This window comes from Micromonospora sp. NBC_00617 (genome assembly GCF_045161355.1).
Lineage (GTDB): Bacteria > Actinomycetota > Actinomycetes > Mycobacteriales > Micromonosporaceae > Micromonospora.
The window spans coordinates 1-14,180 of sequence record NZ_CP107751.1 but is presented as its reverse complement, the minus strand read 5'-3'; the positions used below and the strand labels follow the sequence as shown (position 1 = coordinate 14,180).

Sequence of the window (14,180 nt, the reverse complement as noted above, 5' to 3'; positions counted from 1 at the left end):
GCCCCGGTCGGACCGTCGTAGCGGTGTCGGATCGAACAGGGAGTTGGTCATGCAACGAATGAGGCTCTTCGAGGTCGCGCCGCAGGGATATCAGGCCGTGTCGGGTCTGGAGAAGTACGTCCAGGCGAACGTCGACCACACCGTGTTGGAGTTGGTCAAGCTGCGGGCGTCGATGCTGAACGGCTGCGCGTACTGCGTGGACATGCACAGCCGCGACGCCCTCGCCGCCGGCGAGTCGAGCCGGCGGCTGTTCGCGGTGGCCGCCTGGCGGGAGGCGCTGTCGTTCTTCGACGAGCGGGAGCAGACCGCGCTGGCGCTCACCGACGCGGTGACCCGGCTCGGCGAGCACGGGGTGTCGGACGAGGTGTGGGACGCCGCCGCGAAGGTCTGGTCGGAGAAGGAACTGGCCGATCTGGTCCTCGCGATCGCCACAATCAACGTGTGGAATCGTATCGCCGTGGCGACGCACACGGAGCCCCCGGCGCAGGTGTGACGACCGAGGCGGCAGAGGCGGCCGGTGCGCTCCAGGCGCACCGGCCGATGCTGCTCGGGCTCGCCTACCGCCTGCTCGGCAGCCGGCACGACGCGGAGGACGTGCTCCAGGAGGCGTACCTGCGTTGGCTGGGCGTGGACCGCGCCACCGTGGCCGAGCCGCGCCGTTACCTGTCCCGGGTGGTCACCCGGCTGGCGATGGACCGGCTACGGGCCCGGCAGGCGACCCGCGAGACGTACGTCGGGCCGTGGCTGCCCGAGCCGGTGCCGACCGAGCCCTCGCCCTTCGGGCCGCTGGACCGGGTGGAGCTACGCGACTCGCTCTCCACCGCGCTGCTGCACGTGCTGGAGCGGCTCACCCCGCCGGAGCGCGCGGTGTACGTCCTGCACACCGCGTTCGACCTGCCGTACGCCGAGATCGCGGAGATCCTGGACCGGACCCCCGAGGACTGTCGGCAGCTGCACCACCGGGCGGCCACCCGGGTACGCCAGGAGCGCCGCCGCTTCACCGCCAGCCGGTCGGAGCGTGAGCGGCTGCTGGACGCGTTCCTCGCCGCCGCCCGAAACGGGGACCTGGCGACGCTCACCAGTCTGGTGGCCGCGGACGTCACGGCGTGGAACGACGGCGGCGGCCGGGTGCGTTCCGCCCGCAACCCGCTGCGGGGCGCGGACCGGGTGACCCGGTTCTACGCCGGGATCTACGGCCCACGCCGCCAGTGGACGGCGCGTCGGGTCGAGTTGAACGGCGAACCCGCCATCCTGCTGACCCGCTCCGACGGCGGCCGGTACACGATGACCGTCACCGCCGCCGCCGGTCGGATCACCGGGATCTACGTGGTGGGCAACCCGGAGAAGCTGCCGCCGGTGGACTGAACCCCGGCGTCGTCAGCTCAGCTCAGCTCGGGGAACCAGAGCCCGATCTCGCGCTTGGCGCTGTCCGTCGAGTCGGAGGCGTGTACCAGGTTCTCCCGGTTGGACAGCGACAGGTCACCCCGGATCGTGCCGGCGGCGGCCTTGCGGCCGTCGGTCGCGCCGACCAGCCCACGGACCACGTCGATGACCTGGTCGCCGGAGAGCACCAGGGCGACCAGCGGACCGCCGGTCATGAAGTCCTTCAGCGGCGGGTAGAACGCCTTGTCGACGTGCTCGGCGTAGTGCGCGTCGGCGAGCGCGGCGTCCATCGTCCGGTGCACCATCGCGTCGATCCGCAGCCCCTTGCGCTCGAAGCGGGAGAGAACCTCGCCGACCAGACCGCGGCGGACCGCGTCGGGCTTGATCAGCACGAGGCTGCGCTCATCCGGGCTGTTGCTGGACACGCTGGGTTCCTCCTGTACGCGCGGAACGCTTGGGCTCGGTACGGTCAGCCTAGCGACCCGGTCCCGGCGCCGGCGCGGCGGCCGGTCTTTCCCCCGGTGGCCGATCCGGCCTAGCCTGGCCCTGACCCCCGGGAGGTCCACTGTGGCGAATGGCGGGAACCGGCCCATCGCGCCGGTACGCAAGCTCATCGGCACGGTGCTCGGCACCGTGGCCACCTTCGTCGTCCTCTTCGGGCTGGGCATGACCAGTTGGGCCATCGTGGCCCTCGGGGTCGCCCTGCTGGTGCTGGCGATCGCGCTGGCGACCGTACGCGGCGGCGGGCGCACCTGGGTGGTCGGCGTGGCGCACGTGCACAGCGCCTCCGAACCACCCACCCAGTACGCGTTCGGCCGGTGCGAGCTGCAACTGGTCATCGACGCGCCCGGTCTGCCGCCCCGATCCAAGAAGATCATCGAGCCGCGGGTGCCGGTCTCGAAGTGGCCGTCGCTGGGTCAGACCCTGCCGATCCGGGTCGCGTTGGACGACCAGCGGCATGTCAAGGTTCTCTGGGACGAGGTGCCCACCCACGCCGAGACCGCTGCGGCCGTCGCCGACCTCCCCCCGGAGTTCGGCGACATCGACGCCGTGGACGACGTGCTCCTCCAACAGGACGCCCCGCCGTGGGCCGACCGCGCCACGGACGACGAATTCCGGGACGCACGCGACGGCGAGGGGTTCCTCGACCCGCGTGCCCGCGACGGCGACCCGTTCCGTGACCCCCGCGACGGCGACCCGTTCCGTGACCCCCGCGGCCCCGAGGTGTTCCGCGACCCGCGCGGCCCCGACCCGCTGCGCGACGACCCGGCGCTCGCGCCGGACGTGCGCGAACCGCTGGTGATGAGCCAGAGTCCGGGCGGCCCGGTGGTGCTCGAAGGCGTCGTCGTCGAGCCGCAACCCGGCGCGGGGCTGCCCCGACGGGCCACCCCCGCACCGCGCCCACCGGCGGAGGAGCATTTCGACCAGCCCGACGCGGACCCGCTCGCCCCGATCGACGACCGCGTCGATGAACCCGACGACCGCGTCGACCCGACGACCGCCGACCGGCGCGCGACCGCCGACAGCCGCCTCGACCCGCCCGCCGCCCCGCGCGTCGGTCCACCTCCGGCGCAGCGCACCGGCCCGGTCGCCAGGGATCCGCTGGACCTGCCGCTGGACGATCCCACCCCGACCGGGACGACCCGCGAGACAGTCACCGCCGAGGACCTGGACGAGGCGATCTTCGGGTACGACGGCGCGTCCGCGGCTGATCCGGTCGGCCCGATCAGCGGTGTCGGCCTGACCCTGCTGGTCACCGACCTGTCCCGGTCGCTCGGCTTCTACCGCGACATGCTCGGTTTCAGCGAGGTCGACCAGGGCGCCGGCAATGCTGTGCTCGCCTTCGGCACGACCCGGCTGGTGCTGCGCGAGGTGACCGGGGCCGCGCCGATCAGCCGTCGGCTGGTGCACGTCAACCTCGAGGTGGCCGACATCGAGGCGGCGTACGGCCGGCTGCGCGACTCCGGGGTCCGCTTCACGTACGCGCCCCGGGTGGTCAACCGGGGCAGCAGGCTGGAGGTGTGGGCGGCGGCCTTCCGGGACCCGGACGGCCACGGCATCGCCCTCACCCAGTGGCGCGAACGCGCCGACGCCTGACCCGGTCGGTCCCCCCGGGGCATCGCCAGCCGGGGCGGCGCGTCAGCCGAGGATGACCCGGCGGACGTGCAACGCGTACGCCCAGACCAGGGCGAAGATGATGCCCAGCACGAGCAGCGACCAGTGCAGCAGACCGGCCAGCAGCAGCAGGCCCTGCAGCACGGTGCCGGCGTGCCAGGCCCAGGGGCGGCGCATCATGCCGGCGAGCAGGACGGCGGCAACCGCCAGGGCCACCACCGCCGCGATCGCGGCCCCGCCGAGGTCGCCACCGACCACCCGGATCGGCTGAATGGCCAGCAGCAGCACCAGCGCCTCCAGGCTGAGCGTCCCAGCGCCCAGGCCGCGTACCGCCCGCTCCGGGTTGCGCAGCCCGGACCGGCGCGGCTGCCCGGCCTCCGGCTCCCCCACCGACGATCCGGCCGCGCCCTGATCGGTGGACGAGCCCACCTCGCCGCCCGACGAGCCCGCCTCGCCGCCCGACTGGCCGGTCGGGTCGTCGGCGGCCCGTGGGCCGCGCTCGGGGCCGGTCATCGCTTCAACAGCCGACGGGCGTCGGCCACCGTGACCACCGAACCGGTCACCAGCACCCCGACGCCGCTGAGCTCTCCGGGGACGTCCTCCTCGGCCAGCGCGACCGCCAGCTCGATGGCGTCCGGCAACTCCTCGGCCACCTCGACGCGGTCCTCGCCGAAGATCTCGACGGCCAGCGCGGCGAGTTCCTTCGTCGACATCGCCCGTGGCGAACTGTTGCGGGTCACCACCACGACGTCGGCCACCGGCTCCAGCAGCTCCAACAGGCTGCTCGCGTCCTTGTCGGCGAGCACGCCGACCAGCGCCACCAGCTTGCTGAACGCGAACTCCTCCTGCAGGGCGGTGACGGTCGCGGCCATGCCGTGCGGGTTGTGCGCGCCGTCGAGCAGGACGGTCGGGGCACTGCGGACCCGCTCCAGCCGTCCCGGGGAGCTGGCCGTGGCAAAGCCCTCCCGGACCGCCTCGATGTCCAGCTGCCGTCGGGCCCCGGCACCGAGGAACGCCTCCACCGCGGCGAGCGCCACCGCGGCGTTCTGCGCCTGGTGCGCGCCGTGCAGCGGGAGGAACACGTCGTCGTAGACACCGCCGAGGCCCTGCAGTTTGAGCACCTGCCCGCCGACGGCGACCGCACGGCTCAGGACCCCGAACTCGCCACCCTCGCGAGCGATGGTGGCGCCCACCTCGGCGCAGCGTTCGAGGAGGGGACGCGCGGCCTCCTCCTCCTGCGCCGCGGCGATCACCGTGCCGCCCGGGTGGATGATGCCGGCCTTGGCCAACGCGATGTCCTGGAGGGTGTCGCCGAGCCACTCGGTGTGGTCCAGGCCGATCGGGGTGATCACGCACACCCCGGCCTGGATGACGTTCGTGGCGTCCTCGGCGCCGCCGAGCCCCACCTCGACCACGGCGATGTCGACCGGCGCGTCGGCGAACGTGGCGAACGCCAGCGCGGTGGTCATGTCGAAGTACGTCAGCGGCTCGTCCGACCGGGCGTCGACCAGCTCCGCCAGCGGCTTGATCTCCCGGTACACGGCGGCGAACCGCTCCTCGCTGACCGGCTCGCCGTCCAGGCTGATCCGCTCCCGCACGGTCTCCAGGTGCGGGCTCGTGTACCGGCCGGTGTGCAGCCCGAACGCCCGCAGCAGCGAGTCGATCATCCGCGCGGTGGAGGTCTTGCCGTTGGTGCCGGTCAGGTGGATCGCCGGGTACGCCCGCTGCGGGCTGCCGAGCAGGTCGAGCAGCGACTCGATGCGGTCCAGCTCGAAGACCATGCGGGTGAAGCCGCGGGCGTCCAGCTCGGCCTCGACGGCGGCGAAATCGGTACGGTCGGTCACGAGGGCAGTGTCTCCAGAGCAGCGTCGATCCGGACCAGGTCGGCCTCGGCGGTGGCGAGCCGGTCGCGGATCTTCGCGACGACCGGCTCGGGGGCCTTGCCGATGAAGGCAGGGTTGTCGAGCTTCGCCCGAGCCTGCGCGACCTCCTTCTCGGCGGCCGCGCGGTCCTTGGTCAGCCGGGCCCGCTCGGCGGCCAGGTCGATCGACCCCCGGGTGTCCAACGCGACACCCACCGCGCCGGGCATGGCCAGCGTCGCGCTGGCCTGGAAGTCGTCGCCGGCCGCGTCCAGCCGGACCAGCGACCTGATCAGCGGCTCGTGGGCCGCGATCCCGGCCCCGGCCAGCCCGTCCAGGCGGGCGGCCACCCGCTGCGTCGGGCGCAGCCCCTGGTCCGAGCGGAACCGGCGGATCTCGGTGACCACCCGCTGCACGCCGGCCAGCTCGGCCTCGGCGGCGTCGTCGACCAGCGACCGGTCGGCCACCGGCCAGGCGGCGTACTGCACCGTCTCGCCGCCGGTCAACGCGAGCCACAGCTCCTCGGTGACGAACGGGATGACCGGGTGCAGCAGCCGCAGCAGCTGGTCGAGCACGTGCCCGAGCACCCGGCGGGTGGCGTCGGCCCGCTCGCCGCCCTCGGCGAGCACCGGCTTGCTCAGCTCGACGTACCAGTCACAGACGTCGTCCCACGCGAAGTGGTAGAGCAGATCGCACACCTTGGCGAACTCGTACGCCTCGAACTGCTCGTCCACCTCGGCGGTGACGTGTGCCAGCCGGGACAGGATCCACCTGTCGACGGTGGAGAGCTGCTCGACGGGCGGCAGGTCGCCCGTCGTGTGCGCGCCGTTCATCAGCGCGAACCGGGTGGCGTTCCAGAGCTTGTTGCAGAAGTTGCGCGAACCCTGGCACCACTCCTCGCTGACCGGCACGTCCTGACCGGGGTTACCACCCCGGGCCAGGGTGAACCGGGTGGCGTCGGCGCCGTACCGCTCGATCCAGTCCAGCGGGTCGACCACGTTGCCGAACGACTTCGACATCTTCTTACCAAACTGGTCACGCACCATGCCGTGCAGGGCGACCACGTCGAACGGCGGCCGGCCGTCCATCGCGTAGAGGCCGAACATCATCATCCGGGCGACCCAGAAGAACAGGATGTCGTACCCGGTGACCAGCACGCTTGTCGGGTAGAACTTCGCCAGCTCCGGCGTCTGCTCGGGCCAACCGAGGGTGGAGAACGGCCACAGGCCGCTGGAGAACCAGGTGTCCAGGACGTCCTCGTCCTGGTGCCACCCCTCGCCGGTCGGCGCCTCCTCGTCGGGGCCGACGCAGACGATCTCACCCGCCGGGCCGTACCAGACCGGGATGCGGTGCCCCCACCACAGCTGGCGGGAGATGCACCAGTCGTGCATGTTGTCGACCCAGGCGAAGTAGCGCTTGGCCAGCTCGGCCGGCTCGATGCGCACCCGGCCGTCGCGCACCGCGTCGCCGGCGGCCTGCGCGAGCGGGGCGGTGTTGACGAACCACTGCAACGACAGCCGCGGCTCGACGGTCGTCTTGCAGCGGGAGCAGTGCCCGACGGCGTGCACGTACGGCCGCTTCTCGGCCACGATGAGGCCCTGCTCCCGCAGCGCGGCCACGATCGCGGGACGCGCCTCGAACCGGTCCAACCCCTCGAACGGCCCGGGCACGGTGATGACACCACGCTCGTCCATGACGGTCAGCGCGGGCAGGTTGTGGCGCTGGCCGATCTCGAAGTCGTTCGGGTCGTGCGCGGGCGTCACCTTGACCATGCCGGTGCCGAACGACGGGTCGACGTGCGCGTCGGCCACGATCGGGATCCGGCGGCCGGTGAGCGGCAGCTCGACCTCGGTGCCGATCAGGTGCTGGTACCGCTCGTCGTCCGGGTGCACCGCCACCGCGGTGTCGCCCAGCATCGTCTCGGCCCGGGTGGTGGCCACCACGACCTCGTCGCTGTACCGGATGGAGATCAGCTCACCGTCGTCGTCGCTGTGCTCGACCTCGATGTCGGAGAGCGCCGTCAGACAACGCGGGCACCAGTTGATGATCCGGTTGGCCCGGTAGATGAGGCCGTCGTCGTACAACTTCTTGAAGATCGTCTGGACGGCCCGGGACAGGCCCTCGTCCATGGTGAAGCGCTCACGGTCCCAGTCGACGGAGTCGCCGAGGCGGCGCATCTGGCCGAGGATGGACCCGCCGGACTCGGCCTTCCACTGCCAGACCCGCTCGACGAACTTCTCCCGCCCCAGGTCGTGCCGGGACAGCCCCTGGGCGGCGAGCTGCCGCTCGACGACGTTCTGGGTGGCGATGCCGGCGTGGTCCATGCCCGGCAGCCAGAGCGCCTCGAAACCCTGCATCCGCTTGCGCCGCACCAGCGCGTCCTGGACGGTGTGGTCCAACGCATGGCCCATGTGCAGCGAGCCGGTGACGTTCGGCGGCGGGATGACGATGGTGAACGGGGGCTTGTCGCTGTCGGCGGAGGCCCGGAAGTGCCCAGCGGCTACCCACTGCTCGTACCGTCGCTGCTCTACCTCGCCGGGCTGGTACTGGCCGGCAAGGGTCGGGGCGTCGGGGCGTCGGGCATCCAGTCTCTCGGTCACCTGACAAGTCTACGGAGGGCTTCCGCGGACCTGACGTGCGCCACCTCTCGTTCGCGTACGGTGTCGGCTATGTCCGACGCACATCTCACCGAACGTTCGCTCGACGACGGTCACGAGCCGGTCCTACTGACCGAGGAGCCGATCCAGCTGAGCACCCGGGACACCGGGGGCGACCCCGACGAGCGATCCAGCGGCTGGTCCCGGCGCCGCAAGATCGGTTGGGCGGTCGCGCTGGCCGTGGGTCTCGCGGGCGCGAGCGTGCTGGCGGTCGGCGGGTGGCGCGTGGCACAGCAGAAGGACACCCGGCTGAATTCACCCGACCAGGTGGCGGGGCTGACCCGGGACGACAGCGAGCGGGCCAAGAGCACGGCGGACTATCTGCGCAGCGGTCTGGCCGCCGACATCGAACTGGACCGCAGTTTCGGCACCGTCTACCGCGACCCCGCCGACGACAAGCGCTCGGTGCTGATCTTCGGCGGCACCACGCTGCTCTGGCAGCCCGAGCGCGATCTGGACAGCCTCTTCGGCCTGATGTCCGACGAAACCGGCGCGGTGACCGGCCTGCGCGAGGTCCCCGCAGGCGACCTGGGCGGCGTCATGAAATGCGGCAGCACCAGTGGCGACGGCGGCGACTTCGCGGTGTGTGGCTGGGCGGACCACGGCAGCGTCGTGATGGCGATGTTCCCCGGTAGGTCGGTGACCGACGCCGGTGCGCTGTTGCGCGACCTTCGCGGGGACATGCAGACCCGCGACTGATCCACGCCCGTCCCCGGCGCCCCGATGTCAGCGGCACCGAATCAGGAAACGCAGAAAAGGCCACCCCGTTAGGGGTGGCCTTTTCTGGAAGATTGTCCGGCGGTGTCCTACTCTCCCACACCCTCGCGAGTGCAGTACCATCGGCGCTGGAGGGCTTAGCTTCCGGGTTCGGAATGTAACCGGGCGTTTCCCCTCCGCCATGACCGCCGTAACTCTATGAACATATCAAACAACCCCGGCACACACGTCACGGGTGTTCGCTTGTTCAGAGTTGCACAGTGGACGCGTAGCAGCTTAGTAGTCAAGTCCTCGGCCTATTAGTACCGGTCAACTGAACCCGTTACCGGGCTTACATTTCCGGCCTATCAACCCAGTCGTCTAGCTGGGGGCCTTACCCCACAAAGTGGGTGGGATACCTCATCTTGAAGCAGGCTTCCCGCTTAGATGCTTTCAGCGGTTATCCCTTCCGAACGTAGCTAACCAGCCGTGCCCCTGGCGGGACAACTGGCACACCAGAGGTTCGTCCGTCCCGGTCCTCTCGTACTAGGGACAGCCCTTCTCAAGTATCCTACGCGCACGGCGGATAGGGACCGAACTGTCTCACGACGTTCTAAACCCAGCTCGCGTACCGCTTTAATGGGCGAACAGCCCAACCCTTGGGACCTGCTACAGCCCCAGGATGCGACGAGCCGACATCGAGGTGCCAAACCATCCCGTCGATATGGACTCTTGGGGAAGATCAGCCTGTTATCCCCGGGGTACCTTTTATCCGTTGAGCGACACCGCTTCCACTCGCAAGTGCCGGATCACTAGTCCCGACTTTCGTCCCTGCTCGACCTGTCAGTCTCACAGTCAAGCTCCCTTGTGTACTTGCACTCAACACCTGATTGCCAACCAGGCTGAGGGAACCTTTGGGCGCCTCCGTTACCCTTTAGGAGGCAACCGCCCCAGTTAAACTACCCACCAGACACTGTCCCTGAACCGGATAACGGTCCGAAGTTAGATACCCAAATCAACCAGAGTGGTATTTCAAGATTGCCTCCACCCATACTGGCGTATGGACTTCACCGGCTCCCACCTATCCTACACAAGCTAATTCGAGTACCAATGTCAAGCTATAGTAAAGGTCCCGGGGTCTTTCCGTCCTGCCGCGCGTAACGAGCATCTTTACTCGTACTGCAATTTCGCCGGGCCTGTGGTTGAGACAGTGGGGAAGTCGTTACGCCATTCGTGCAGGTCGGAACTTACCCGACAAGGAATTTCGCTACCTTAGGATGGTTATAGTTACCACCGCCGTTTACTGGCGCTTAAGTTCTCCGCTTCGCCCCGAAGAGCTAACAGGTCCCCTTAACGTTCCAGCACCGGGCAGGCGTCAGTCCATATACATCGAATTACTTCTTCGCATGGACCTGTGTTTTTAGTAAACAGTCGCTTCCCCCTGCTCTCTGCGGCCATACAACGCTCCACCCGCGCGGGGCTTCACGTCTCCGGCCCCCCTTCTCCCTAAGTTACGGGGGCAATTTGCCGAGTTCCTTAACCACAGTTCGCCCGATCGCCTCGGTATTCTCTACCTGACCACCTGTGTCGGTTTGGGGTACGGGCCGCTAAGAACTCGCTAGAGGCTTTTCTCGGCAGCATAGGATCACTGACTTCACCTGAATCGGCTCGGCATCACGTCTCAGCCTCAATGTGTCGCGGATTTGCCTACGACACGGCCTACACGCTTACCCCGGCACAACCACCGGCCGGGCTCAGCTACCTTCCTGCGTCACCCCATCGCTTGACTACTACCCATCAGGTTCCCACGCTCCCCACCATCCGTCCGAAGACATCAGGCAGTTCGGGTGGTTAGCACAACGAGGTTCATCAGGGACGCTCTTTCGCGGGTACGGGAATATCAACCCGTTGTCCATCGACTACGCCTCTCGGCCTCGCCTTAGGTCCCGACTCACCCAGGGCGGATTAGCCTGGCCCTGGAACCCTTGGTCATCCGGCGGAAGGGTTTCTCACCCTTCTTTCGCTACTCATGCCTGCATTCTCACTCGTGCCGCGTCCACAACTGGGTCACCCCGCTGCTTCACTCGCGGCACGACGCTCCCCTACCCATCCACACACCTGCACGCACCATCAAGGGCACGCGAGGTTAAAATGTGAATGCCACAGCTTCGGCGGTGTGCTTGAGCCCCGCTACATTGTCGGCGCGGAACCACTTGACCAGTGAGCTATTACGCACTCTTTAAAGGGTGGCTGCTTCTAAGCCAACCTCCTGGTTGTCTATGCGACCCCACATCCTTTTCCACTTAGCACACGCTTAGGGGCCTTAGCTGGTGATCTGGGCTGTTTCCCTCTCGACTACGAAGCTTATCCCCCGCAGTCTCACTGCCGCGCTCTCACTTACCGGCATTCGGAGTTTGGCTGATTTCGGTAAGCTTGTGGGCCCCCTAGACCATCCAGTGCTCTACCTCCGGCAAGAAACACGCGACGCTGCACCTAAATGCATTTCGGGGAGAACCAGCTATCACGGAGTTTGATTGGCCTTTCACCCCTAACCACAGGTCATCCCCCAACTTTTCAACGTTGGTGGGTTCGGCCCTCCACGCGGTCTTACCCGCGCTTCAGCCTGCCCATGGCTAGATCACTCCGCTTCGGGTCTAGGACACGCGACTGAATCGCCCTATTCAGACTCGCTTTCGCTACGGCTCCCCCACACGGGTTAACCTCGCCACATGCCACTAACTCGCAGGCTCATTCTTCAAAAGGCACGCCGTCACCCCGCAAGGCTCCGACGGATTGTAGGCGAACGGTTTCAGGTACTATTTCACTCCCCTCCCGGGGTACTTTTCACCATTCCCTCACGGTACTCGTCCGCTATCGGTCACCAGGAAGTATTTAGGCTTACCAGGTGGTCCTGGCAGATTCACGGCAGATTTCAGGGGTCCGCCGCTACTCGGGAACACCCACAGAAGGTCAGCAACTTTCACCTACCGGACTCTCACCGTCTACGGTCAGCCATTCCAGACTGTTCGACTAGCCACTGACTTTGTAACTCCTCGAACAAGTGTCAGCTTGTTCAGCAGGGTCCCACAACCCCGACCACGCAACCCCTGACAGGTATCACACGCAACCGGTTTAGCCTCAATCCGCTTTCGCTCGCCACTACTCACGGAATCACTATTTGTTTTCTCTTCCTACGGGTACTGAGATGTTTCACTTCCCCGCGTTCCCTCCACACACCCTATGTGTTCAGGTGTGGGTGACACCACATGACTGGTGCCAGGTTTCCCCATTCGGACACCCTGGGATCACAGCTTGGTTGACAGCTCCCCCAGGCCTATCGCGGCCTCCCACGTCCTTCATCGGCTCCTGGTGCCAAGGCATTCACCGTTCGCCCTTGACAACTTGACCACAAAGATGCTCGCGTCCACTGTGCAATTCTCAACAAACGACCAACCCACAACCCGATCCGCCCCACACCAAACCCAGACCCTCGGTCCAGCGGTATGTGAGGCCAGGCCATGCCTGGCAGACTCCCAGCCCCCACAAGGGAGGCTGGCCAAGTCTCTGAAACAACAACCACTCGGGTTGTTCCTTCAGGACCCAACAGGGTGCTCACATTCTTCCTCAGCCGCACCAGGGACTTCGTTCCCACCACCACGAGGGCAGCTGTACTAGAAGGAACCCGGCCGTTGCCGAGGGAAAACTTGCCAGTGTCTCCGCCATTCGAGCACCCCACCACCACATTCGGGCAGCGCGGGCTCCTTACCGACTTTCGTCGGAAGGTGCTCCTTAGAAAGGAGGTGATCCAGCCGCACCTTCCGGTACGGCTACCTTGTTACGACTTCGTCCCAATCGCCAGCCCCACCTTCGACGGCTCCCTCCACAAGGGTTGGGCCACCGGCTTCGGGTGTTGCCGACTTTCGTGACGTGACGGGCGGTGTGTACAAGGCCCGGGAACGTATTCACCGCAGCGTTGCTGATCTGCGATTACTAGCGACTCCGACTTCACGGGGTCGAGTTGCAGACCCCGATCCGAACTGAGACCGGCTTTTTGGGATTCGCTCCACCTCACGGTATCGCAGCCCATTGTACCGGCCATTGTAGCATGCGTGAAGCCCTGGACATAAGGGGCATGATGACTTGACGTCATCCCCACCTTCCTCCGAGTTGACCCCGGCAGTCTTCGATGAGTCCCCGCCATAACGCGCTGGCAACATCGAACGAGGGTTGCGCTCGTTGCGGGACTTAACCCAACATCTCACGACACGAGCTGACGACAGCCATGCACCACCTGTGACCGCCCCCGAAGGACCCCCCATCTCTGGAGGTTTTGCGGCCATGTCAAACCCAGGTAAGGTTCTTCGCGTTGCATCGAATTAATCCGCATGCTCCGCCGCTTGTGCGGGCCCCCGTCAATTCCTTTGAGTTTTAGCCTTGCGGCCGTACTCCCCAGGCGGGGCGCTTAATGCGTTAGCTGCGGCACAGGGAACCGGAGAGGCCCCCCACACCTAGCGCCCAACGTTTACAGCGTGGACTACCAGGGTATCTAATCCTGTTCGCTCCCCACGCTTTCGCTCCTCAGCGTCAGTTTCGGCCCAGAGACCCGCCTTCGCCACCGGTGTTCCTCCTGATATCTGCGCATTTCACCGCTACACCAGGAATTCCAGTCTCCCCTACCGAACTCTAGCCTGCCCGTATCGACCGCAGGCTTGGGGTTGAGCCCCAAGTTTTCACGGTCGACGCGACAAGCCGCCTACGAGCTCTTTACGCCCAATAAATCCGGACAACGCTCGCGCCCTACGTCTTACCGCGGCTGCTGGCACGTAGTTGGCCGGCGCTTCTTCTGCAGGTACCGTCACTCTCGCTTCGTCCCTGCTGAAAGAGGTTTACAACCCGAAGGCCGTCATCCCTCACGCGGCGTCGCTGCATCAGGCTTCCGCCCATTGTGCAATATTCCCCACTGCTGCCTCCCGTAGGAGTCTGGGCCGTGTCTCAGTCCCAGTGTGGCCGGTCGCCCTCTCAGGCCGGCTACCCGTCGTCGCCTTGGTAGGCCATCACCCCACCAACAAGCTGATAGGCCGCGAGCCCATCCCAAGCCGAAAAACTTTCCACCCACAGTCATGCGACCACAGGTAATATTCGGTATTAGCCCCGGTTTCCCGGGGTTATCCCAAAGCTTGGGGCAGGTTGCTCACGTGTTACTCACCCGTTCGCCGCTCGAGTACCCCGAAGGGCCTTTCCGCTCGACTTGCATGTGTTAAGCACGCCGCCAGCGTTCGTCCTGAGCCAGGATCAAACTCTCCAACAAAAAATGAGTTGAACAGCTATCCCGACAACAAACAAATGTTGCCAAAGGAATCCCAACCAGCCAAACCCGAAGGCCCGACCAGTCCGGGGTATAAATCATAATTGGCACTGGCTTTACAAGCACCCTGTTGAGTTCTCAAAGAACAACCACACACCGACCAGA

General features: G+C 66.7%; 8 protein-coding genes and 3 rRNA genes. 4 read left to right on the top strand and 7 right to left on the bottom strand.

Features of this window, described 5'->3' with window-relative positions:
• Positions 1-49: 49 nt before the first annotated feature.
• The gene (locus OG505_RS00055) at positions 50-493 is read left to right on the top strand and encodes a carboxymuconolactone decarboxylase family protein (protein ID WP_405430092.1); all 444 of its coding nucleotides are present in this window, start codon (positions 50-52) and stop codon (positions 491-493) included.
• Positions 490-1,365: an RNA polymerase sigma factor SigJ gene (gene sigJ / locus OG505_RS00050; protein ID WP_405430090.1), complete on the top strand. Its 876-nt coding sequence runs from the start codon at positions 490-492 to the stop codon at positions 1,363-1,365. Before OG505_RS00055 ends, sigJ begins: the two co-directional genes overlap by 4 nt.
• A 17-nt stretch (positions 1,366-1,382) precedes the next feature.
• Here sigJ and ndk read toward each other — a convergent pair whose 3' ends face one another.
• The gene (ndk, locus tag OG505_RS00045; RefSeq protein ID WP_234586815.1) at positions 1,383-1,808 is read right to left on the bottom strand and encodes a nucleoside-diphosphate kinase; all 426 of its coding nucleotides are present in this window, start codon (positions 1,806-1,808) and stop codon (positions 1,383-1,385) included.
• A 142-nt stretch (positions 1,809-1,950) separates the two neighbouring features.
• On the opposite strand from ndk, the gene OG505_RS00040 reads away from it, so the two are divergent.
• Entirely contained in the window at positions 1,951-3,480 is a 1,530-nt protein-coding gene (locus tag OG505_RS00040) for a VOC family protein (RefSeq protein WP_405430088.1), read from the top strand.
• 42 nt (positions 3,481-3,522) lie between these two features.
• Here OG505_RS00040 and OG505_RS00035 read toward each other — a convergent pair whose 3' ends face one another.
• The 3 genes from OG505_RS00035 to OG505_RS00025 are packed head-to-tail and all read right to left on the bottom strand — an operon-like array spanning position 3,523 to position 7,957.
• Entirely contained in the window at positions 3,523-4,011 is a 489-nt protein-coding gene (locus tag OG505_RS00035) for a DUF4233 domain-containing protein (RefSeq protein WP_405430086.1), read from the bottom strand.
• A complete protein-coding gene (locus OG505_RS00030) occupies positions 4,008-5,342 on the bottom strand; it encodes a bifunctional folylpolyglutamate synthase/dihydrofolate synthase (RefSeq protein WP_405430084.1) in 1,335 nt (444 codons plus the stop codon). Before OG505_RS00030 ends, OG505_RS00035 begins: the two co-directional genes overlap by 4 nt.
• Positions 5,339-7,957, bottom strand: a complete 2,619-nt coding sequence (locus OG505_RS00025) for a valine--tRNA ligase (RefSeq protein WP_405430083.1) — start codon at positions 7,955-7,957, stop codon at positions 5,339-5,341. Before OG505_RS00025 ends, OG505_RS00030 begins: the two co-directional genes overlap by 4 nt.
• Before the next feature lie 69 nt (positions 7,958-8,026).
• Between OG505_RS00025 and OG505_RS00020 the strand changes: the two genes are divergently transcribed.
• Positions 8,027-8,713, top strand: coding sequence for a hypothetical protein (locus tag OG505_RS00020; RefSeq protein ID WP_405430081.1), 687 nt, complete (start codon positions 8,027-8,029; stop codon positions 8,711-8,713).
• Positions 8,714-8,807: 94 nt separating this feature from the next.
• Here OG505_RS00020 and rrf read toward each other — a convergent pair.
• The 3 genes from rrf to OG505_RS00005 form a co-directional block, all read right to left on the bottom strand.
• A 5S ribosomal RNA gene (gene rrf / locus OG505_RS00015) occupies positions 8,808-8,924 on the bottom strand.
• Positions 8,925-9,010: 86 nt separating this feature from the next.
• Positions 9,011-12,118: ribosomal RNA gene (locus tag OG505_RS00010) — 23S ribosomal RNA — on the bottom strand.
• Between the two features lie 385 nt (positions 12,119-12,503).
• Positions 12,504-14,018, bottom strand: a 16S ribosomal RNA gene (locus tag OG505_RS00005).
• Together the 16S, 23S and 5S rRNA genes form the textbook arrangement of a ribosomal RNA operon.
• Positions 14,019-14,180 lie beyond the last annotated feature (162 nt).

Bases quoted from the DNA above. Each gene is read 5' to 3' on its own strand.
- OG505_RS00055 (WP_405430092.1), top strand. From the start codon at position 50: ATGCAACGAATGAGGCTCTTCGAGGTCGCGCCGCAGGGATATCAGGCC.
- OG505_RS00035 (WP_405430086.1), bottom strand. From the start codon at position 4,011: ATGACCGGCCCCGAGCGCGGCCCACGGGCCGCCGACGACCCGACCGGC.
- OG505_RS00020 (WP_405430081.1), top strand. From the start codon at position 8,027: ATGTCCGACGCACATCTCACCGAACGTTCGCTCGACGACGGTCACGAG.